General features: G+C 66.4%; 13 protein-coding genes and 1 tRNA gene. 2 read left to right on the forward strand and 12 right to left on the reverse strand.

The annotated features are described in order from the left end of the window. Positions 1-215: 215 nt before the first annotated feature. Together glgP and VGK27_09600 are read right to left on the reverse strand one after the other, a co-directional pair. Positions 216-2,768, reverse strand: coding sequence for an alpha-glucan family phosphorylase (glgP, locus tag VGK27_09595; GenBank protein HEY3490358.1), 2,553 nt, complete (start codon positions 2,766-2,768; stop codon positions 216-218). Continuing rightward, on the reverse strand, positions 2,765-4,423 hold the full coding sequence (locus VGK27_09600; GenBank protein ID HEY3490359.1) for an AMP-binding protein: 1,659 nt from the start codon (positions 4,421-4,423) through the stop codon (positions 2,765-2,767). Before VGK27_09600 ends, glgP begins: the two co-directional genes overlap by 4 nt. An 81-nt stretch (positions 4,424-4,504) precedes the next feature. On the opposite strand from VGK27_09600, the gene VGK27_09605 reads away from it, so the two are divergent. Further along, positions 4,505-7,390 carry an ATP-binding protein gene (locus tag VGK27_09605; protein ID HEY3490360.1) on the forward strand — a complete coding sequence of 962 codons (2,886 nt, stop codon included), beginning with the start codon at positions 4,505-4,507 and terminating at the stop codon, positions 7,388-7,390. Between the two features lie 9 nt (positions 7,391-7,399). On the opposite strand, the gene VGK27_09610 is transcribed toward VGK27_09605, so the two are convergent. The 3 genes from VGK27_09610 to VGK27_09620 all read right to left on the reverse strand — a co-directional run bounded on the left by VGK27_09610 (position 7,400) and on the right by VGK27_09620 (position 11,572). Continuing rightward, on the reverse strand, positions 7,400-8,464 hold the full coding sequence (locus VGK27_09610; protein HEY3490361.1) for a type IV pilus twitching motility protein PilT: 1,065 nt from the start codon (positions 8,462-8,464) through the stop codon (positions 7,400-7,402). A 27-nt stretch (positions 8,465-8,491) separates the two neighbouring features. Continuing rightward, the gene (locus VGK27_09615; GenBank protein ID HEY3490362.1) at positions 8,492-10,111 is read right to left on the reverse strand and encodes a hypothetical protein; all 1,620 of its coding nucleotides are present in this window, start codon (positions 10,109-10,111) and stop codon (positions 8,492-8,494) included. 102 nt (positions 10,112-10,213) lie between these two features. Further along, entirely contained in the window at positions 10,214-11,572 is a 1,359-nt protein-coding gene (locus VGK27_09620; GenBank protein HEY3490363.1) for a glycosyltransferase, read from the reverse strand. A 310-nt stretch (positions 11,573-11,882) separates the two neighbouring features. Here VGK27_09620 and VGK27_09625 point away from each other — a divergent pair, with 310 nt between their 5' ends. Continuing rightward, positions 11,883-14,192 (forward strand): DUF5666 domain-containing protein, encoded by a 2,310-nt coding sequence (locus VGK27_09625; GenBank protein ID HEY3490364.1) that lies wholly within the window; start codon positions 11,883-11,885, stop codon positions 14,190-14,192. Positions 14,193-14,268: 76 nt separating this feature from the next. On the opposite strand, the gene VGK27_09630 is transcribed toward VGK27_09625, so the two are convergent. From VGK27_09630 to VGK27_09660, 7 genes are all read right to left on the reverse strand, one after another. Then, complete coding sequence (locus tag VGK27_09630) at positions 14,269-16,929, reverse strand: pitrilysin family protein (GenBank protein ID HEY3490365.1); 2,661 nt, start codon at positions 16,927-16,929, stop codon at positions 14,269-14,271. A gap of 205 nt (positions 16,930-17,134) precedes the next feature. Beyond that, complete coding sequence (rsgA, locus tag VGK27_09635; GenBank protein HEY3490366.1) at positions 17,135-18,100, reverse strand: ribosome small subunit-dependent GTPase A; 966 nt, start codon at positions 18,098-18,100, stop codon at positions 17,135-17,137. Between the two features lie 221 nt (positions 18,101-18,321). Then, positions 18,322-18,397: transfer RNA gene (locus VGK27_09640), tRNA-Ala, on the reverse strand. A 44-nt stretch (positions 18,398-18,441) separates the two neighbouring features. Continuing rightward, a complete protein-coding gene (metW, locus tag VGK27_09645; GenBank protein ID HEY3490367.1) occupies positions 18,442-19,074 on the reverse strand; it encodes a methionine biosynthesis protein MetW in 633 nt (210 codons plus the stop codon). Continuing rightward, entirely contained in the window at positions 19,071-20,240 is a 1,170-nt protein-coding gene (locus tag VGK27_09650) for a homoserine O-acetyltransferase (protein HEY3490368.1), read from the reverse strand. The genes metW and VGK27_09650 overlap by 4 nt, the downstream gene beginning before the upstream one ends. 92 nt (positions 20,241-20,332) lie before the next feature. Beyond that, a complete protein-coding gene (locus VGK27_09655) occupies positions 20,333-20,920 on the reverse strand; it encodes a CoA pyrophosphatase (GenBank protein HEY3490369.1) in 588 nt (195 codons plus the stop codon). After that, the gene (locus VGK27_09660; protein ID HEY3490370.1) at positions 20,911-22,152 is read right to left on the reverse strand and encodes a TlpA disulfide reductase family protein; all 1,242 of its coding nucleotides are present in this window, start codon (positions 22,150-22,152) and stop codon (positions 20,911-20,913) included. Before VGK27_09660 ends, VGK27_09655 begins: the two co-directional genes overlap by 10 nt. Positions 22,153-22,154 lie beyond the last annotated feature (2 nt).

The following is a 22,154-nucleotide window of genomic DNA, read 5'->3' on the forward strand; positions in this document are numbered from 1 at the left end:
CGGCGACGCGGACCGGAGTATCCCCTTTCGGAGGACGTCTGGTCCGGTCCATCCATGGCCCGGCCTGCGACTCCACCCCGCCCCGCGCCGCCATCCATGGCGGCAGACCCGAACGTCGCGGGGCGGATAGGCCTCCTTCAGGGGACACCCCGGCTCCGCTTTGCCTCCCGGGAGGGGCGACGACCGTGGCTGCCTCCGCGGCGGGCGCCCCTCGCTTACTCCCAGGAGATGAGCAGCGGCGTGAGCGGGTTGACCAGGTCGGGGTGGAGAGGAACGGCGCGCGCCGCGTAGCCGTACCGGCCGGTGAGGACTGTGGGCAGGTCGGCCCGGAAGACGTCTTCGCCGTCTTCGCGGCCCTCGTGCATCGCGCGGACGATCCGCCCGTCGCGGATCTCGTTGCTCGAGTCGAGCGGGCCGTAGAGGATCTCGACCGCGACATCCTCGGGCGACAGGTCGCCGAGCGCCGCGCGGACGGTCAGCTCCATCGCGTTCCCGACGACGATCTCCTTGTCCTTGCGCCGCTCGGCCGTTCGTACGGACACGCGGCTCCAGGCCCCCCGCACCCGCTTTCGCCACTCGGCCAGATGCTTCGCCCCTTCGAGCCCGTCGGCCGATAGCCGGCTTCCCACCTGGTGGGCCGCCAGATAGAACCGCTCGGCATATTCCCCCACCATCCGGTTGGTGTTGAAGACCGCGCCCAGCTTGCGCACGGCCGACTTCATCATCCCGATCCATTCACGCGGGAGGTCGGACCGGTCGCGCTTGTAGTAGAGAGGCACGATCTCGCGCTCGAGCAGGTTGAAAAGCGCCTCGCACTCGACCTGGTCCTGCTCCTCGGTGTCGGTGTATTCCTCGGAGCCGCCGATCGCCCACCCGGTGTCGAGGTCGCTTCCCTCGGCCCACCAGCCGTCGAGGATCGACACGTTGAGCGCCCCGTTGACCGCGGCCTTCATGCCGCTGGTGCCCGACGCCTCGAGCGGCCGGCGCGGCGTGTTGAGCCAGACGTCGACCCCCTGCACCAGGTAGCGGGCGACGTTGATGTCGTAATCCTCGAGGAACACCATCTGGTGCCGGACGCGCGGGTCCTGCGTGAAGTGGACGACGGAGCGGATGATTTCCTTGGCCGGAAGATCCTGCGGGTGCGCCTTGCCCGCGAAGATGATCTGGACCGGCCGGTCGGTGTCGGCCAGCAGCTTCGCCAACCGCTCGGGCTGCCGGAACAGAAGCCCAGCACGCTTGTAGGTGGCGAAGCGGCGGGAGAACCCGATCGTGAGCGCATGCGGGTTGAGGACCTCTTCGGCCGCGTGGAGCGACGCCGCGCCCGCCCCTTGCCGGAGAAGCTGCTTCTTGAGCCGCTTGCGCACGAAGAAGACCAGCCGTTCCTTGCGCGCCTCGTGCACCCGCCACATCTCGCCGTCGGGGATGGCGGAGATCCGCTCCCACACCTTGTGGTCCGCAGGCTTCTCGATGAAGCGGGGGCCCAGGTAGCGAAGGTAGAGGTCTTCCATCTCGTGGCTGAGCCAGCTCAGCGTATGCACGCCGTTGGTGATGCTGCCGATCGGAACCTCGGACTCGGGCAGCGTCGGCCAGAGCCCCTGCCACATCCGGCGCGACACCTCCCCGTGGAGCCGGCTCACGCCGTTGGCGAAGGCCGCGTTGCGCAGCGCGAACACGGTCATGCCGAACCGGGGCGCCTGCCCCTCGGGCTCGCACCCCTGCCCGAGCGCCAGGAAGCCGTTCCAGTCGAGCCCGAGCGCATCGGCCATCGGCGACAGGTACCGGCGAAGCAGCTCGGGGTCGAACACCTCGTTGCCCGCGGGAACCGGCGTGTGAGTCGTGAACACGTTGGTGGCGAACACCAGCTCGCGCGCCGCCTCGTAGTTGACCCCGTGGTCGGCCATCAGCATGCGGATCCGCTCGAGGATCAGGAGCGCCGAGTGCCCCTCGTTCATGTGGTAGGCGGTCGGGGCGAGCCCCAGCGCCTTGAGCGCCTTGACGCCGCCGATTCCCAGCACGATCTCCTGCCGGAGCCGCTGCTCGCGGTCGCCGCCGTAAAGCGTGGACGTGATCTCGCGCGCCCGTGGGGAATTGCTCCGCACGTTGGTGTCGAGCAGGTAGAGCGGCGTGCGCCCGACCTGCACCCTCCAGACGCGCGCGGTCACGTTTTCGCCCGCAAGATCGATGTCGATCGTCAGGTGCTTGCCGTCGGGCCCGTGCATGAGTATCACGGGCATGTTGTACCAGTCGTTGTCGGGGTAGAGCTCCTGCTGCCAGCCGTCGAGGCTGAGCTGCTGCCGGAAGTAACCCTTCTGGTAGAGAAGCCCGACGCCCACGAGCGGAAGCCCCAGGTCGGAGGCCGACTTGAGGTGGTCGCCCGAGAGGATCCCCAGCCCGCCGGAATAGATCGGGAGCCCCTCGTCGATGCCGAACTCGCAGCAGAAGTAGGCCGTCAGGAAGCCCTTCGCGTCGGCGTGGCGCTCCTGGAACCAGGTGTTCGCGCCGAGGTATTCGGTAAAGGTGCGGTGGACCCGGTTGAGGTTGGCCACGAAGCTCTCGTCGCGCGCGGCCTCCTCGAAATCCTCCTGCGAAAGAAGGCCAAGCATCAGCACCGGGTTTTGATAGGAGCGCTCCCACAGCTTCGGGTTCAGCCGGATAAACAGCTGGACCGCTTCCCAGTTCCAGGAGAACCAGAGATTGCGCGCGAGGTCCTCGAGCGGCTTGAGCGCCGCGGGGATGTCCGGGCGGACGTGGAAATGGCGAACCTTCATGGCTTGATCCCTTCGAGGCCGAACAGCTTGATGACGTCCTCGCGAAGTTTGTATTTCTGGATCTTGCCGCTCGCCGTCTTCGGGAAATCGTCGACGAAGGCAATGTATCTCGGCACCTTGAAATTGGCGATCTTCCCCTTGCAGAAGTCGATGAGCTCCTTTTCGGTTGCCGTGACGCCGGATCGCAGCCGGACGCAGGCGCACACCTCCTCGCCGTATTTCACGCTCGGGACGCCGACGACCTGCACATCGAGGACGTGGGGATGGGTGTAGAGGTATTCCTCGACCTCGCGCGGGTAGATGTTCTCGCCGCCCCGGATGATCATGTCCTTCGCGCGCCCGGTGATCGAGTAGAAGCCGTCCTTGTCGACCATCGCCAGGTCGCCGGTGTAGAGCCAGCCGTCCTTGTCGATCACCTCTTCGGTCGCCTCGCGGTTCTTGTAGTAGCCCTTCATGACGTGGTAGCCGCGCGTCGCCAGCTCGCCCGGCGTGCCGACGGGGAGCTCCTTCCGCGTCTCGGGATCGACGATCCTGGCCTCGACCCCGGGGAACACGCGCCCGACCGTGGACACCCGCTGCTCGAACGTGTCGTCCGTGCGGGTCTGGGTGATCCCCGGCGAGGATTCGGTCTGGCCGTAGACGTTCGTGATCTCGGTCATGTTCATCTTCTCCATGACCGCCTTCATGATCTCGGTCGGACAGAGCGAGCCCGCCATGATGCCGGTGCGCATCGACGAAAGGTCGTACTTGCCCGGCTCGGACTTTTCCAACAGCTCGAGCTCGGCGATGAACATGGTCGGGACGCCGTGGACCGCGGTGCACTTCTCCTTCGTGATCGACTCGAGGACGGCCGCCGGGTTGAAGTGCTGGACCGGCACCATCGTGCTCCCGTGGGTGACGCACGCCATGGTCCCCAGCACGCAGCCGAAGCAATGGAAGAAGGGCACCGGGATGCAGAGCCGGTCCTTCTCGGTGAACAGCATGCGCTCGCCGATGCAGTAGCCGTTCATCACCAGGTTCCGGTGCGTAAGCATGACGCCCTTCGGGAAGCCGGTGGTGCCCGACGTGTAGAGGAGGGCGATGACGTCATCCGGGTCGCACGACTGCTCGATTTCCAGGAGCGCAGAGGGAGGGATGTTCTCGCCCATCGACATCATCTCGTCCCAGTTCAACATGCCCGGCATCTTCTCCTGCCCGATGTAGACGACGTTGCGGAGATGCGGGAACTTGTCGGACCGGAGCGCCCCCGGGTGGGCCTTCTTCAGCTCGGGGCAAACTTCGTAGAGCGTGTCGGGGTAGCTGACGTCCTTGAAGCCGTCGATCAGGATGAGCGTGGCGGCGTCGCTCTGCTTGAGCAGGTATTCGAGTTCGAAGGGACGGTAGGCGGTATTGACGGTGATCAGCACGGCACCCATGCGGGCCGCGGCGAACTGGAGGAGTACCCATTCGGGATAATTGGTCGCCCAGATCGCGACGTGGTCGCCTTTCCGGACCCCCATCGCCATGAGCCCCCGGCACAGCGCGCGACACTGCTCCCGGAACTGCCGGTAGGTCAGCCGGAGCCCCCGGTCTACGTAGACCAAGGCGTCGTTTTCGGGAAATTGCCGCGCGATCTCGTCGACCATCCGCCCGGTCGTAACGTTCAGAAAATCCATGAGATCCCCTCCCAAGCATCGAATATGGCGCGGACAGTATACAAAGCCGCTGTGGAATAGGGCAATATATCGGATCAGGGGGTGACGTTGCAGAACGCGCTATCGCGCAGGGAACGCCTGGTCCGGCAGGCGATGCTGCCCGTGCTGATGCTGGCAGGCGTGGCGGGCAATCATTTCCGCGTGCCCTTCCTGCTCACCTCCGACCTCCTGTTCGGCTCGATCCCCGCCATGATGGTGCTGCAATGGTACGGGAGCGCGTGGGGGATCCTCGCCGCGCTCGTCGCCTCCGCCTATACGACCCTTCTCTACAATCACCCTTGGGCGATGGTCACTTTCACGGCCGAGGCGGCCGTCGTCGCCCTCCTCTGGCGGCGCTTCAAGGTCGACCTCGTCGTCGCCGACGTGCTCTTCTGGTTCCTCGCGGGCATGCCCTGCTACTTCTTCATCTACACCGGGCTGCTGCACGCCGAGACGACCAATGCGCTCTTCATCCTCACCAAGAACGCCGCCAACCAGATCCTCAACGCGCTGGTCGCCCGGACGCTGGTGATCCTGCTCTCCTTCACCCCGCTGGTCAGGCCGTTCGGCGTGCGCGAAAGGGTCAGCTTCCGCGAATCGCTCTTCGCGGCGCTCTCCTGCTTCGTCCTGATCCCCGCCCTCGCCATGGTCGTCGTCAACGGCCAGGCCGAAGGTGACCGCATCGTGTCCGATGTGCGGACGAACCTCCTCAACGTGGCGGACCAGGGGAAGAACATCCTCGACGCGTGGCTCGGCGACAACGTGCGGGCGGTCGCCGCCGTCGCCGCGGTGGTCGAGCCCGGGAAGATGCCAGCCAACATCCGGATGAGCCTCAGAACGCTCCGGTCCGCCGCCCCGGGGCTGCTCCGCCTGGGCGTCGTCGACGCGCGGGGAATCGTGCGGGCGCACGACCCGGAATTCGACGAGCTGGGGCACTCGACCATCGGGGTCGACGTCTCGAGCCAGCCGTTCGCCGCCGAGGTCGCGAGGACGCACGCCCTGGTCATCTCCGACGTGGTCCGTTCCCGGCTCGGCCGGCCCCGGCCGATCGTCATCCTGGCCCACCCCATCCTGCGCGGCGGCGAATACCTGGGGTACGTCGGGGGCGTCATCGACCTCGCCGCCTGGGACAACCTCATCGATAAGGCGGCCGGGAAGTGGAACGTCCGCGTCACGCTGATCGACCGGAACATGAACGTCGTCGCCTCCAACCGCCCGGACCTCGCGCTGATGCAGCACTACGACTGGCGACTGGGCGGCGAGGTGCGGCTGATCCGGAACGCCCTTTGGCACCGGCAACCGCGGCGCGCCGCGAACGTCCCCGGGACCGAACAGATGCGGCAGAGCGTCTACGTCACCGAGATCGACCTCCGACCGGCCACCGGCTGGAGGCTCGTGCTCGAGACGCCCCTGGCGAACTACCAGAAGAACCTTTATTCCCGCTATTACTTCACCCTGACGCTTCTGCTCGGCATCTTCGCACTCGCCCTGGCGGGCGCGCACGTCGTCAGCAGCCGGACCGTCCGGAACATCGAGCGGCTCGACCGGATCAGCTTGGGGTTGCAGGACCGGCTCGCCCGGCAGGAGCCGATCGTCTGGCCAGAGAGCCGCATCGCCGAAACCGCGTCGCTGATCCGGAATTTCCGGTCCATGGCCGAGGCGCTCGCCGCACGGTTCCGGGAGCTCGCCGCGCTCAACGAGACGCTCGAGAAGCGGGTCGGCGAACGGACGGCCGCCCTGCACCGGGCGAATGCCGATCTGGTGGCCGGGATCGAGGAGCGAAAAAAAGGGGAGCGTGCGCGGCAGCAACTCGAGGAGGACCTGCTCCGCTCCCGGAAGCTCGAGTCGCTCGGCGTGCTGGCGGGCGGCATCGCCCACGATTTCAACAACCTCCTGACGGCGATCCTTGGAAACATCACGCTCGCCTTGACCGTCTCGGAGCCGGACGGGGAGGTCAACCGGCGGCTCGTCGAAGCAGAGAAGGCCTCCCTGCGCGCCCAGGACCTGACCCAGCAATTGCTCACCTTCTCCCGGGGCGGGGCCCCCGTCCGGAAGGCGGCCTCCATCGGCGACCTGATCTCCGAGACGGCCGGCTTCGCGCTGCGCGGCTCGAACGTCCGTCTCGACTATGCCCCCGAGCCCGGCCTGTGGCCCGCCGAGGTCGACCCCGGCCAGATCAGCCAGGTGATCAACAACCTGATCATCAACGCCAACCAGGCGATGCCCGCCGGGGGCCTGGTGACGATCCGGACCGGTAACGCCGTCGTGCAACCCGACGACCCGCTGCCGCTTCTCCCCGGCGACTACGTGACGATCTCGGTGTCGGACCAGGGCATCGGCATCCCCGAGGATCATCTGGAACGGATATTCGATCCGTACTTCACCACGAAGCAGAAAGGGAGCGGCCTGGGACTCGCCACCGTCTACTCGATCGTCAAGCGGCACGACGGCCACATCGATGTCGTCTCCCGGCCGGGGAAGGGCGCCACGTTCCATATCTGGCTCCCGGCCGTCCGCCACGCGGAGCCGCCCGCCCGCGAGCACCACGAAGATCTGACCTCCGGCACCGGCCGGATCCTCGTGATGGACGACGAGCCGTTCGTCCGCGATGTCATCGGCGCGATGCTGGAGCGGCTGGGATACCGGCCGGATTTCGCGGAGCACGGGGAAGAGGCCATCGCGTTGTACCGGGAGTCGATGGCGGAGGAATCCCGGTACAACGCGATCATCATGGACCTGACGGTACCGGGCGGGATGGGCGGGGTCGAGGCGGCACAGCGGCTGAGGGAGATCGATCCCGCCGTGCGGCTCATCGTGTCGAGCGGTTACTCGAACGACCCGGTGATGGCCAACTTCCGCGACTACGGGTTCGTGGGGGTGGCGCGCAAGCCGTTCCGGATCGGCGACCTGAGCCGGGTGCTCGAAGAGGCGCTTTCGGGCCGGGGATAGCCCCGGTTTTCAGGCCGGCGCCTGGAGATACTGCTCGAACTGCTTCTTGTCGACCGCGCAGCGGTACGCCTCGTCGGGGGTGACGCGACGCGTTTTCAGAAGGTCGAGGATGTGCTGGTCCATCAACTGCATCCCGTCTTTCTTGGAAGTCTGGATGATCGACGGGATCTGGAACGTCTTCCCTTCCCGGATCAGGTTGCCCACGGCCGGGGTTCCGATCATGATCTCGAATGCCGCGGCGCGCCCCTTGCCGTCGGCCGTTTTCAGGAGCTGCTGGCAGACCACCCCCTTGAGCGATTCGGAGAGCATCACGCGGATCTGCGCCTGCTGGTCGGTCGGGAACACATCGATGATGCGGTCGATGGTCTTGGCCGCCGTGTTAGTGTGCAGCGTCCCGAACACCAGGTGGCCGGTCTCGGCGGCGCTCATGGCGAGCTGGATGGTCTCGAGGTCGCGCATCTCGCCGACCAGGATGATGTCTGGGTCCTCGCGCAGCGCCGCCCGCAGCGCCGTGGTGAAGCTCTCGGTGTGCGCCCCGACCTGCCGCTGGTTCAGGTGCGATTCCTTGTCCTGGTGGATGAACTCGAGCGGATCCTCGAGCGTGAGGATGTGCTCCTTGCGGGTGGCGTTGATGAGATCGATCATCGCCGCCAGCGTCGTGGACTTGCCCGAGCCGGTGGGCCCCGTCACCAGCACCATCCCCTTTTTGAAATTGGTCATCCTCCGGACGCCGTCGGGGAGCCCGAGGTCGTCGGCCGACAGCACCTTGCTCGGGATGATCCGGAAGACGGCCGCGATGCCCCGATGGGTCATCAGGATGTTTCCCCGGAAGCGCGCCAGCTCGGGGACCGAGTAGGCGAAGTCGAGGTCGTTCTTCGACTCGAAGTGCGCCTTCTGGTCGGGGCTCAGGATCTCGAACAGGAGCCCCTTGAGATCTTCGTGTCCGATCGGCTTGAAGTTGAGCTTGGTCATCTCCCCGTGGAGCCGGAAGATCGGAGTGGTGTCCGCCGACAGGTGGAGGTCGGAGGCACCCTGCTCCTTCATCATCTTGAATAACGAATCAATTCGCGCCATGAAACGGTCTCCTGCAGCCGGTGCGTGTTATAGGACGAACGCGGCGATGTATTCATCGGGGGAAATCTCGCCGGACGCCAGCAGCGCCCGGCCCGTCGCCTCGATCCCCTCGTCGCGGGGGGGGAATTCGAACCGCCCGCGCAAATCGCCCGTGAACGGGACCGCGTCGAGCAGGAAGCTGCGCCCGCCGTGCCCGGTATGATCGCAGACGGGGCATCCGGGGCTGCGGAAAAACCGCTCGGGCAGGGCCGGAAGCGCGAGCGTCGCGAGATCCTCGGGCGAAGGAACGTACTCCTCCCGGCACGCGGGGCAAAGCGTCAGCACCCCACGGCAGGCGACGACGCCCCGAAGGTGGCCCGGGATGAAGGCGCGCCGCTCCTGGAGACGGTCGAGATGCGTGAACAGCGCGGACCGCGCGTCGAAGGGCAGCCCGACCAGCACCAGCTTGCCGCGCATGGCCACTTTCCCGGCTGCAGCGAAGAGGCGCTCGTCGGTCGCGTCCTCGATGGCGACGATGTCGGCGTCGTGGTCGATCGACGCCAGGACCAGCCCCTGCGCCTCGGCTTCGGCTCGCCCGCGAAGGGAAATGCGCGGGAACCTGCCCGACCCGCCGCCGACAGCCTCCCCGAACAGCAGCACGTTGCGGCCTCGGGTGTCCAGAATCCCGAGGTAGAGGTCCATCAGCCGGCGCCGCGCGTCCTCGTCCCGGCCGCAGAACAGGATGATCCCGCGCCCGGCCTCGGCCAGTGCCGCAAACGCCGTCTTCTGCTCCGGAGAGGCCAGGAACGACTCGATCGCGTCGGGGAAGGGTGCGAGGACCCGCTTCCGGACGGTCATGCAGTCGGCGTCGGCCCCCTGCAGGAGCGCGAGCTGGAAGCCGTGCTCGCGGCCCTCGATGCGGGTGGAGAAGGTTCCCCACTGCGCGGCCGACTCCCCCTCAAGAGCGCCGAGGCGCCGGAGCCGGCCGACCAGGATCTTGTATCCCTCGTACGGTAAGCGGCCGACTTCGCGGAGGGTTCCCGATTCGCGGGCGGACAGGATGGCCCTGCCGTCGCCGGGCTGCCCGACCAACGCCTCCCACCGCTCGAGGACCATCTGCTTCAGGAACAGATCCGCGCAGCTGGTGCCGGTCATGTCGCCGTTTACCCGGGCGAGCGCCTGGGGGGGAATGATCTCCGTCTCTAGACAGAGCGACGCCTCGACGGCCGGCCGGCCGTAGAACAGCGCCTGCATCTCCTGGACCTCGCGCGCCATGGCGATGGATACGGCCACACCCAGCCCGGTCGCCTCCTCGACCGCGCGGACGGCCTCCTTGTCGAGCGGGTCGATCATGGCGATGGAGATCTCTTCGCCGATCCGGAGCAGCGGGATCAGCCCGTGGCGGCGCGCCAGCTCGGCGGGAACGGCCTTGACGGCTTCGGGGTCGATCGCCTTGGGATCGAGCCGGACCAGCGGGATGTTGAGCTGGTTGGAAAGGGCCCAGTCGATATCCTCCTGGGTCACGCTCCCCTGGCTGACCAGCAACTCCCCCATCCGGCCGCCCTGGCGCTCCTGGGCCTCGAGCGCCTTGCGGACGTCGTCATCGGTGACGATCCGTGAACGGTAAAGAATTTCGGTCAGAGACCCTTCCCTGATCAGTTCACCCATCCTGCGTTTCTCCACTGGATCCGTCTTTTCCGCACCCCGAGATTATCTCCCAATTTTGCGACGGCAGAAGGGGGCAAATGCGGCGGAAGGCGGGAAAATCGCCTAGCGGGTCAGCCAGGAACGGGAGCGCAGCGTCGCAGCAGCGTAGGGGAAGATCCAGAACATCGTCAGGAAGAAATAATAAGAGTAGATGACCCCGTACAGGAAATCCCACGACCGCTCGCTGCGCAGGTAATAGAGCATGTTCAGCAGCGATATCCCCCCGATGGCGAGAAACAGGCGAAGGATGGTCTGCGGGTCGTCGATCGACCAGACGACCAGGAGGGCGAGCGTCGCGTAGGCGACCGGGTACCGCAGGTTCGTGATGATCTTGTCGACGATCGCGATGATCCGGGGACCCGCCGGGCGGCGCCAGACGACCCGGGCGAACCGGATCTCCTCCTTGATGTTGCTGCGTTCCCACCGGATGTACATGCAGCAGAGCTTCCCGTAGGTCTCGGGGACGATCGTGCGCACGATGCCGGTGCGCTGGTAGACCGTGTCGTAGCCGTCCTCGAGGATGTAGTTCGTCAGCGCCCGGTCTTCCCCGTAGGTGCAGGGCGCGCCCAGGAAGGTCTGCTCGAGCCAGCGTGCGAGCGCGTTGCGGACCGCGTCGGCGCGATAGGCTGCAAGCGCACCCGGGCAGCAGTAGACCGTCCGGTAGGTGGACTGCACCGAGCGCAGGAAATCGAAGGAGAGGACGTAGCGCACCCGCAGCATCCGCGGGATGATCCCCCCCCCGAGGTTGTAGACCAGCACCTTTCCGGCCACCGCGCCCACCTTCGGATCGCGGAACGGGCCCGCCATCGCGAGAAGCGTCCCGGCGTCGATCACGCTGTCGGAATCGATGGTGAGGAAGACATCCCCGCGTCCCCGGCGAAAGCCCTCGGCCAGCGCCGCCCTTTTTCCCTGGTTCCGCGGGAAGCGGACGGGGGTCACCAGGTCCGGGTGGCGCTGCGCGGCGCGCTGGATGCACGCCCACGTGTCGTCGGTGCTGCCGTCATCGACGACGAAGATCTCGAGTCGATCCTTCGGGTAGTTCGCCGCCACCACGGAATCGATCGTCTGCTCGACCATCGCGCCTTCGTTATAGGCCGGGATGATCACGGTCAGCGACGGGGCCTCGTCCGGCACGGCGGCGGGGAACGGGCGATAACGGAACCAGAGCAGGGTGCGAAACGTCAGCATGAGGAGGCCCATCAGGAACCAGAGCAGGCTCGGACGCTCGATGACCCTCACCCAGTGCCGCGTCTCGACGACGCGGACCCAAGGGTCGTAGGCGTGCCCGTAGATCCCCAGCCACAGGAGCCCCCCGAGCCCCAGGAGGATGGCGCTGCATAAGGCCAGGTCCAAAGGGCCGGACCACGGTTGCGGGCGCGATGCCGCAAGGAGCTGCTCAGAAATGGCGATCCGCTCAGTCAACGGGCGATTCTCCGAATTCGTGGATATGTTCGAAGGATGGAATAGTAGCATGACTTTCGGCAAACCTCGGGCGAATGCTGCGGGCGGGAACCTGCGTGCGCGACATCCGGTAATTATTTACATAAAAGCGGCACTTGTTTCCCCGTAGCTGGATATCCCGGAGGCCTGCCCGGCTTAACCCTTCGGATACTTTAACGGTTTTCATCTCTCTTCCATGGCCTGCGACTTGCAATGATCAGACCGTTCCTTACATACGTGCCATGGACAAGCCTTCCCTTCTCCCACCCCCAACCCAAGAAGGAGGTTCGGCATGACAATTTATCCGGCAACCCGTAGAACGACTTCCGGGTCGCGCATCCTTTGCGCGATCCTGGCCGCGGCAATCACGGCCCTGCTGGCCGGTTGCGGCGGAGGCGGCAGCACCGCCGCCACATCCCCCGCCACCACCGCAGTCAGTCGCGGCGCCATCGCCAGCGTGGGGGCCGGAAACATCATAGTCGCGGGCGTCACCATCGATACGACCCAGGCCACCGTCACCATGGCCGACAACACCGATGCCCCGGTGCTGAAACCCGGCATGGTGGTCACCGTCAAGGGAACCTTCGACGACAACACCCACGCGCGGGCGAACAGCGTCGAGTTCGCCGATACCCTCAAGGGGCCCGTCTCGAATATCGATCGCGCCGCAAACACCCTGACGATCCTGGGTCAGGCGGTGCGGTTCGATCCGGCCAGGACGGTTTTCGACGACTTCCCCGGTCCCGGCACCAGCGGAATCGCGCTTGGGCAGATGGTCCAGGTCAGCGGCTTCGCGGACAACGCGGGCGTCATCACGGCCACGCGCATCGAACGGCACCTTCCCGACTGGACACCGGCATCGATCGTCGAACTCAAGGGAACCGTCGGTTCCGTAGTGGACAATACGTTTACCATCGGCAACCTGACCGTCGACTTCACCGGGATCACGCTTCCGGCAGGCATCATCGCCGGCAGCTTCGTGAAGATCGAGGGACGGATTCCGTCGCTGGCAAGCACGATGATCCGGGCGACCCGCGTCGAGATGTTCGCCGAGGAACCGCCGGAAGCGGAAGGCAAGCACGTCGAAATCGAAGGAATCGTCAGCGGTCTGGCCGGGAACCGGTTCCTGGTCGGAACCACGCCGGTCAACGCCGGAACCCTTTCGCTGGCAGGCGTCGCCAACGGCGCCCGGGTCGAGGTCGAGGGAACGCTGGTCGCCGGCATCCTGGTGGCAACGCAGATTTCCCTGGAAGGCGCGGCGCCCCCGCCGACCACCGCCCCCGCCGCACCGACCGGCGCCATGGCCACGGGAGGCTTCCGGCAGGTGACGGTTGCCTGGAATGCCGTCGCCGGGGCAACTTCCTATAATCTTTACTGGTCCACGACGACAGGCGTCACGCCGACCACCGGCACGAAGATCACGAACGTGACCTCGCCCTACACCCAGATGGGGCTCGCGGACAGCACGACCTACTTTTACGTCGTCACCGCTGTCAACGCCGTGGGCGAAAGCCTGGCGTCGGCGCAGACCTCGGCCATGACCACCAGCGCCTTGATGATCCCCCCGGCCCCCATCGGCGTGTCGGCCGTCGGCGGCGCGCGGCAGGTGACGATCTCCTGGGCACCCGTCACCGGCGCCGTCTCGTACCGCATCTTCTGGGCGACGATCCCCGGAGTCACCCCGGCCACGGGGACCCAGATCCCCAATATCACCGCCTCGACCTATGTCCAATTGGGGCTGGCCGACAACACCACCTACTTCTACGTCGTCACCGCGGTCAACGCCGCCGGGCAGAGCATCCCGTCGGCCCAGGTTTCGGCGACGACTTCGCCCGCCCCCGCCACCGCTCCGGCCGCGCCCGTCGGGGTTGTCGCCGCCGGCGGCACCCGCCAGGTGACCGTTTCGTGGGCCCCGGTGGCCAACGCGACGACATACCGCATCTACTGGAGCACGACAACCGGCGTCCTGACGACGACGGGTACCCTGATCGACAACGTCACCTCCCCCTATACCCAGACGGGGCTCCTCGACGGCACGACCTATTTCTATATCGTCACGGCGGTCAACGCCGTCGGCGAGAGCCCGGCGTCCGGCCAGGTCTCTGCGACAACCGCGCCTGCGGCTCCCACCGCGCCCCCCGCTCCGGGCGGCCTTAACGCGGTCGGCGGCACCAACATGACGAACGTCTCCTGGACGGCTGTGACCGGCGCCACCTCGTACAACCTTTACTGGGCGACGACGACCGGCGTCACCCCGACGACGGGAACCGCGATCCTGGGAGTTACCAGCCCCTACCGGCACATCAACCTGGCAGCCGCCACGAGCTACTTCTATGTTGTCACCGCGGTCAACGGCGTCGGCGAGAGCCTTCCTTCCGCCCAGGCTTCGGCGACCACCTCTGCGCTCGACGGCCTGGCGCTGTACGGCAACTGCGCCGCCACCAGCTGTCATGGCGCGTTCGCGACCTCGGGGCTGAGATCGCCGCCCCGGACCGCGGCCCAGATCCAGTCGGCCATCAACGGAAACGTCGGCGGCATGGGATTCCTCTCCACGCTGACGGCCGCCCAGATCCAGGCGATCGCCGACGTCCTGACTTTCTAACCGTCCTGCGAAACCCAAAAAGGGGAGCTCCCCGCCGGGAAGCTCCCCTTTCCTATTTCATCCGATCCAGGCTACGTCAACGCGGCGGCGGCCCCTCCGTCACCTGGACGAAATCGCCCGGACGAACCCACTTGAAGAACGCCTCGCGGACCTCCTGCGCCGTGATCTCCAGGTAACGCCTCGCGGCCCGGACCGGCTCGTCGAGCGAAAGCCCCGTTTCGGAAAGATGGGCAAGCATCCCGGCGATCGCGTCGGTGCTCGACTCCGAAAGCGGGATCCGGCGGAGGAGGATACTCTTCGCCTGGCGCAACTCGTCCGGCGTGACCGGCCGGCTCCGCATCGACTCGAGGTCGCGCGCCACCAGCGCCCGGGCTTTGGATACGTTCTCCGGCTCGCAGGCGAACTCGACGGAAAAGACCGATCGGGTCCTGCCGGCATTCAGCCGCGCGCCGACGTAATAAACGAGGCCCGCCTCTTCCCGAAGATGGCGGTAGAGCCGGGTGGCGTAGAATCCCCCCGCCAGGACGTGCGTCCCCACCTGCAGCGGGTAATAATCGGGGTCGAAGCGCGTGATCCCGACGGTCTCGGCGAGCGTCGCATCGACCTGCACCCGAACATCGTTGGGAACCGTCGCAGCGGACGGTGGGTTCCGGGGGACCGCCGGCAGGTCGGTCGCGGGCTTCGGCCCCTCGGCCTTCCAGCCTCCGAAATATTTCTCGACGACGGCGCGCGCCTGGGCAGCCGTGACCTGCCCGATCACGACGATCGTGGCAAGGTCGGGACGGAAGGCCGAGGCGTGATACGACCGGATATCCCCCAACGAAAGCGAAGAAACGCTCGCCTTCGTCGCCTGGCGCAGCGAGGGATCCGTCGGCGGGAAGAGGCCGGATTGCAATGCCCGGCGCGAGAGAGTCGCCGGGGACCGGATCTCGCCATCGACCGCGTCGGCCGTCTCGGTCCGGACCACGGCAAACGCGTCCTCCGGCAGCGCCGGGTGGAGCAGGTTTTCCGATAGCAGCTCGACGCCCCGCTCGAACCGGTCCGACAAGACATGCAGCGAGAAACCGGTCCCGGCACTCGCGTCGGCGCCGATATCGTCGAGCGCCTTCTGGAAGGCCAGCCGGTCGAGCGATCGGGTCCCGTACGGGAAGAGGCCGCCGAGCACCCGGTCGACCCCCTCCTTCCCCGCCGGCACCTGAATGTCGGGATTATTCCGGATGGTGCCGACGAGCGTGACGGTCGGGCTGACCGTCTCGGGCTGGACGATGAGCCGGAGCCCGTTGGGGAGCGTCGTGTCGACCGGCGCGAGCCTGGATGCGGGCACCCGGGGCGATTCGACCACCCGACGGGCCCACGCGGGCATCTTGACGTTCTTCGTGCGCTCCCCGCCGAACGATTCGGTCCCGCCGACCCCTTGCGAGGGGACCGGCTTTCCGGATTCGCGCGGCGTGAGCAGCGCCACGACCGCGGTCTCGTTCACGAGGTACTTCGCTGCGACCCGGTTCACGTCCTCGACGGTCACTTTCCGGATCGCCTCGATGTCGTCCTCGGGCGAGCGGCGCCCCTCGACGGCCAGCGCCTGGGACCACTCGAACGCGAGCCCGGCCACCGAGTTCTTCATGAAACCGGCCTGGGCGATCTCGTGGCGCTTCGCCGCCTCGACCAGTTCGGCCGGCACGCCGGTCTTCGCATATCCGCCGACGATCTCCTTGAGCCGGCCGACCAGCGCCTCGCCGTCGCCCCCTTTCGGGAACGAGGCCTCCGCGCTGCCGATCGCCGCCTTCGGCAGGGGGTCGTCCCCGAAGCCGGCCGATAGCGCTTTTCCCTGAGGGACCAGCGCATACAGGTCACCGCGCCGGCTGTCGAGCACGTCGGAAAGGATCGTCCCCGCGGCGAAGTCGGGGCTGTCGTAGCCGGGCAGGCGGTAGGCGACGACCGCCCGCCCGTACGGCAGGTCGGTCTCCATCGCGATCCGCGCGGGCTTAAGCGGCCCGACCTCGAACCGGCGGCGTGGAGGCAGGGGGCGGCGCGGAATCGGGCCGAACAGCCGCTTGACCTCGGCGAGCGTCTTTCCCGGGTCGACGTCGCCCGTGACGACCAGGATCGCGTTGTTCGGCGCGTACCAGTCGCGATAGAACTTCCGGAGCGTCGCCCCCGTCGTCTGCCGGAAAGAATCGCGCGTGCCGAGGGCGGTGTGGTCGTAAGGGGTGCCCGGGTACACCGCCTGGAGCAGCCGGATGTAGAACGAGTAGCCCGGGTCGGAGAGGTCGCGGGCGATCTCCTGCTCCATGGCCCCCCGCTCCTTCACCCAATCCTCCTGCCGGTCGAGCACGCCGCGCATCCGGATCGACTCGATGCGGAGGGCGACGCCGAGGGCGTCGGACGGGATCGTCAGGTGATAGCCGGTGGTCACCTGCGACGTGCCGGCATTCGCGTCGCCGCCGAGCGCCGCGCTGATCGCGGAGAACTGGGACGACGTGAGCCCCGGGTGGCCGCGAAACATCATGTGCTCCTGGGCATGGGCCATCCCCGGGAAGCCGTCCGGGGCATCGACGGCGCCGACCAGGTAGTTGACCTGGGTCGTCACCACCGGAGCCAGGACGTTGGGCACGATCACCACGCGCAGCCCGTTGGGAAGCGTCGCCCGGACGGCGTCGCCGGCCGCCTGCGCCTGAACTGATAACAGCAGCAACACACAGACGATGTGCGCCGCCAGGAACGATTTGCGGTTCTTCATCGCGATTGATTCCTCCGCCGTTTGCGATTCATGGAACTTCTTGCTGGTTTCACGGGGTCGACGCCTTGCCGGGCGGCGCGGACAAGGCCTCCGGCCGTTCCCGGGCGTCGCGGTCGTCGGGGAATTTCCCGACGATCTCCCGGTACAAGGAGAACTGAACGGGATCGAAACGTCGACCTCCTGAAGACGAAATGGCGGATCGCCTTCAGCGGTCGTTCATCCGCTTCTTCGCCGCCTTGACGAAGCGGCCGAAGGCCTTGTCCTTCTGCCGTTTTTCAAGATACGACAGCTCGTTGTACTCGAGCTCCTTCCGGAGCTTGAGGTAGCTGGCGTACCGGTCTCCATCCAACTCGCCGCTCTCGACTGCCGACCGGACCGCACAACCGGGCTCGTTCTCGTGACGGCAATCGGCGTAGCGGCATTCGGCAGACCGGCAGGCGATCTCCTCGAACCCGAGGGCGACGCCTTCGCCCGCCCCCATCAAGCCAAGCTCCCGCATACCGGGTGTGTCGATCAGCATCGCCCCTTCGGCGAGAAGGACGAGCTGCCGGCGGGTGGTCGTGTGAATGCCCTCCCCCGTGCCGCTGACGCACTTTGTGTCGAACGCCTCCCGCCCCAGGAGCAAGTTGACGAGCGTCGTCTTCCCGACCCCCGACGAGCCGAGCAGGCAACAGGTTCTCCCCGGGGACAGCCGCCTCCGGAACTCTTCGATCCCGGCGCCCGTGACGTTGCTGATTCCGAGGACGTCGGCATCGGTGAGGGAGCCCACGATCCCGAGCTTCTCTTGAAGTTCCTCGCCGGAAATCAGATCGGTCTTGGTCAGGACGACGACCGGTTCCACGCGGCCGTCCGCGGCCATCACCAGGTAACGCTCCAGCCGGCGGGGATTGAAGTCGAAATGGCACGACTGGATGATGAACGCGGTATCGACGTTGGCCGCGATCATCTGGAAGTCGACGCCATCCCCCGCGCTCTTGCGGCGAAGGAACGACCTGCGCGGGAACACCTGGTGGACGATTGCCGCCCGCCCGTCGTCGTAGTACCGGACCTCCACCCAGTCCCCGACGCACGGAAGCTCGGCGGGGTTTCCGGTCAGGTAGGAGAGCTTGCCGGAGAGCTCGGCAGGAACCTCGCTCCGCTCGTTCCTGACGAGGTACGAACCGCGGTCCACGGCCGTTACGCGCGCGAGACTCCGCTCCTCTCCTATTGAAGGGGGGATGTTTGCATCAAACCTTCCATCGAACCCGAGATCCGACAGTTCCATCGACCTGCTCCACTTGATCGGTCCACCCCGATCTTGGTGCATCATGACTTCATCAATAATAAAGAGCCCAACGAACAGCACAAAGAAAAAAACCCCTCGCAGATCGCTCTGCAAGGGGTCGGAATTTCTGGTGGAGCTGAACGGGATCGAACCGTCGGCCTCCTGAATGCCATTCAGGCGCTCTCCCAGCTGAGCTACAGCCCCACACCATGGGAACTTTGGATATTACCCCAACGCCCGGGGGAAAATCAACCTACTTTCTTGGTCCCGGCCGTGGGCGCAGATAGCAGGTAGACCGCATTCTCGGCGAACAGGTTGGGGTGCGAGCCGCCGTAGACCTTGCCCCCCCGGATGCCGGTCGAGAGGAAGATCCGCTTCTCGACGACGATGTCGGTCTTCTCGCAATAGCGGTCGAAGTCGCGGATCGAGCAGAAGTGGATGTTGGGCGTGTCGTACCACTCGTAGTTGAGGAAATCGGTCCGGGGCATGCGACCCTTCGTGAGCAGGTACCAGCGCATGCGCCAGTAGGCGAAGTTCGGAAAACCGACGATCACCTTCCTGCCGACCCGAAGCATCTCCTGGAGGACGACCGCCGGCTTCTTGGCCGCCTGGATGGTCTGGTTGAGCAGGACATAATCGAAAGAGGCATCGGGGAAATCGCGCAGCCCTTCGTCGATGTCGCCCTGCAGCACGGGGAGCCCCTTTGCGATGCAGTCGCGCACGCCGGCGTCGTCGATTTCGATGCCGAGCCCGCGGACGCCCCGCTCCTTGACGAGCTTGTCTAGCAGCGATCCGTCGCCGCACCCCAGGTCGAGCACGTGGGTGGCTTGCGGGATCAGCCCCAGGATGACGCTGTGGTCGATGCGGGTCAGCGGGTTCACGAGGCGGCCGGCGCCTTGACCCCGCCGGCGACGGCGAGGTTGGCCAGGTAGTTGCCGATGATCGAATCCATCTCGCCCGGGAGCAGGAACGAGTCGTGGCCGAAGCTGGACTCGATCTCGCAATAAGTGGCGTCGATCCCGTTGATCAGCAGCGACTTGACGATCTCCTTGGACTGGTAGGGCGGATAGAGCCAGTCGGAGGTGAAGGAGATCACCAGGAACTTGCACTTCGCCCGCGCCAGCTCGGCGGTCAGGGAGCCGCTCGGCATCGACAGGTCGAAATAGTCGATCGCCTTGGTCGTGTAGAGGTAGGCGTTGGCGTCGAACCGCTCGACGAACGCATCGCCCTGATAGTGGAGGAAGCTCTCGACCTCGAAGTCGATGCCGAAGTTGTATCCCAGCGCCTTCTTGCCCCGCAGCTTGCGACCGAACCGCTCGTGCATCGCCTCATCGGACCGGTAGGTGATGTGCCCCACCATGCGCGCGAGCGACAGCCCGCTGCGGGGAAGCTCGCCTCCGTAGTAGTCGCCTCCGTTGAAGTGGGGGTCGGCCATGATGGCCGCGCGTCCGACCTGGTTGAAGGCGATCTGCTGCGGGGAATGCTTGGAGGTCGTGGCGATCGGAATCGCGGCCGCGACACGGTCGGGGAACAGCACCGACCAGACGAGCGCCTGCATCCCACCCATGGAGCCGCCCAGGACGGCGAGCAGCCGGTCGATTCCCAGGTGGTCGATCAGCTGCGCCTGCGCCCGGACCATGTCGTTGACGGTGATGACCGGGAACGTGAGCCCGTACGGCTTGCCGATGGCCGGATTGATCGACGCCGGCCCCGTGCTGCCCTGGCAGCCGCCGATGACGTTGGAGCAGATGACGAAATAGCGGTCGGTGTCGACCGGCCGGCCGGGGCCGATGAGGTGGTCCCACCAGCCCGGCTTCGGGTCGTCGGCATGGTAGAGCCCCGCCGCGTGCGAATCGCCGGTCAGGGCGTGCTGGATCAGGATGGCGTTGCTCTTTTCTCGATTGAGGCGGCCGTAGGTCTCGTAGGCAAGCGTGATGGGGCCCAGCCGTCCCCCACCCTCGAGCGCCATCTCGTGGGGAGGTTCGCAGAACGTGAAGAACTGCCTTTTCACCAGCCCGACCGCGCCGGGCTTCTTCGACTGGGGCATCTTGATCCCGTTAACCTCGCGATATCAATCGTAACTTTTCATTCTAGCCGGGATTCGAACGGGGTGTCAAATCGGGAAGGCGACGGCGCCGCTCAGCCGGCGGGGAACGCGGCGACGATCTCGGCCAGATCGCGCAGGATCCTGGCGGTCGCCCCCCAGATGGTGTGAGGCCCGTAGTCGAGGAACCAGACCCGGCCGGGCTCGTCCATAAAATCGCCGGGCGCGGACCGATAGAGGTCGAACCGCCCGAAGTGCGACAGCGGGGCGTCGAACGCCTCGGCCATCTCGAACGGCGCGAGCCGGAAGCGCGTCTCGGGCGGGATGAGGGCGACGATGGGCTGGATGAAGAAGCCTGTAACGGTCGGGACCGGAAACATCGCTCCCAGCAGGTCGGCCTGCTCGGGGCGGATGCCCATCTCCTCGTGGGCCTCGCGCAGCGCCGCGGCGCACAGGTCGGGATCGGAGGGCTCGCGGCTCCCGCCGGGGAAACAGATCTGCCCCTTGTGGTGCGGGACCGCCTCGGTCCGGCGGGCCAGCACGATGCGCAGCTCGCCCGAGACGACGCGCAGCGGAACAAGGACGGCCGCCGACCGGAGTCCCCCGGGAACCGCATCGTCGCGGTGCGCGGGGAGGAGTGTTTGCCTGAGATGCCGGAGCAGCGCCTCGGGCGTTAGCGCCACATGGACACCTCGACGATGTCGCCCGGGAGCAGGTCGACGGACAGCTTCCGGGGGCCGACGTTGAGGGTTTTCAGCGACTCGACCACCTTCGCCGGCGCCGCGTGGGAGACGAGCACATATTCGGCGCGGTCGCGCGTGGTCGAACGGTCGGCGCGGATGGACGACAGGTAGGGGAAGTCGTTGGTGAGCGATTCGATGAACGTCTTCTCCTCGATCTGGGTGGCGGCGGCGAAGCGGATGCGCAACGTCGATTTCGCGATCGTGAAGCCGTCGGCGTCGAGTTGTTCCCGGATCGCGGGAAGCGCGATCTTGATGCGGCGATAAAGCTGCATGTCCCGGTCGCGCTCGATCGTTTCCTGGTTGACCACTTCGAGCACCCTCGGCAGGTTGAGCCGGTCGATGAACTGGTCGAGCGCGTCTCGGCGATATTGCGGCGTGCGCAACTCGAGCCCGTACCGGACGTAGCAGGTGGGCGCCCGCTCCTCGCCGTTGAGCGTCACGCCGAGGCGGATCAGCGCGCGGCGGATCGCCTCGCGCCGAAGGTAGTCCTCGCCCTGGGTGCGTGCCCGCGCCAGCGCCTCGGGACGCGACTCGTCGAGGTCGAGCGGCTGATACCACTTGCCGTTGCGGTACTTGCCGCAGATCGAGGAGACGGCGTCGAAGTCGAAGACCGCTTCGGACTCGACTTCCTTCAGCGGCACCGGGGAAGCCGAGACGACCAACTTCTCGATGGCGCTCAGGACCGACAACTCACGCCCGTTGTCGAATCCCTCGATCACCTCGCGCACGACGCCGTCCTTGTCGATATAGATGAGCGTGGGCATGTGGAGGATGCCGAGCCTTTGGAACACCTCGCCCTTTTCGTCGAACAGGATGGGCAGCGTCAGCTTCCCCCCCTCGGCCGCCGAGAACCGCTCGATGAAGGCGCGCACCCGGACGAGCCCCACATCGCCGTCCTCGTTGACGGCCACGACCGCCATCTTTCCGGTGCCGTACTTGTCGGAAAGCTTCTGGAGGGCGGCCATTTCCTCGGTGCACGACTTGCAGTAGATCGACCAGAAAGTGAGGATGACCGGCACCTTCCCCGTGTAGGCGTCGAGCGAGATCGGAGCGCCCGAGGGCTGCTTCCCGGCCACCGCCGGCGCCTTCTTGCCAATCAGGTCTCGTGGAGCCGCCTGCGCGATCCCGGCCGTCAGAACGAGCGTCAGCAGCACCGTTGTCATGCGTCGCATGT

It is taken from the genome of Candidatus Deferrimicrobiaceae bacterium (assembly GCA_036504035.1).
Taxonomy (GTDB): domain Bacteria; phylum Desulfobacterota; class Deferrimicrobia; order Deferrimicrobiales; family Deferrimicrobiaceae; genus JANXPS01.

Bases quoted from the DNA above. Each gene is read 5' to 3' on its own strand.
- glgP (HEY3490358.1), bottom strand. From the start codon at position 2,768: ATGAAGGTTCGCCATTTCCACGTCCGCCCGGACATCCCCGCGGCGCTC.
- VGK27_09600 (HEY3490359.1), bottom strand. From the start codon at position 4,423: ATGGATTTTCTGAACGTTACGACCGGGCGGATGGTCGACGAGATCGCG.
- VGK27_09610 (HEY3490361.1), bottom strand. From the start codon at position 8,464: ATGGCGCGAATTGATTCGTTATTCAAGATGATGAAGGAGCAGGGTGCC.
- VGK27_09615 (HEY3490362.1), bottom strand. From the start codon at position 10,111: ATGGGTGAACTGATCAGGGAAGGGTCTCTGACCGAAATTCTTTACCGT.
- VGK27_09625 (HEY3490364.1), top strand. From the start codon at position 11,883: ATGACAATTTATCCGGCAACCCGTAGAACGACTTCCGGGTCGCGCATC.
- VGK27_09630 (HEY3490365.1), bottom strand. From the start codon at position 16,929: ATGAAGAACCGCAAATCGTTCCTGGCGGCGCACATCGTCTGTGTGTTG.
- VGK27_09650 (HEY3490368.1), bottom strand. From the start codon at position 20,240: ATGCCCCAGTCGAAGAAGCCCGGCGCGGTCGGGCTGGTGAAAAGGCAG.
- VGK27_09660 (HEY3490370.1), bottom strand. From the start codon at position 22,152: ATGCGACGCATGACAACGGTGCTGCTGACGCTCGTTCTGACGGCCGGG.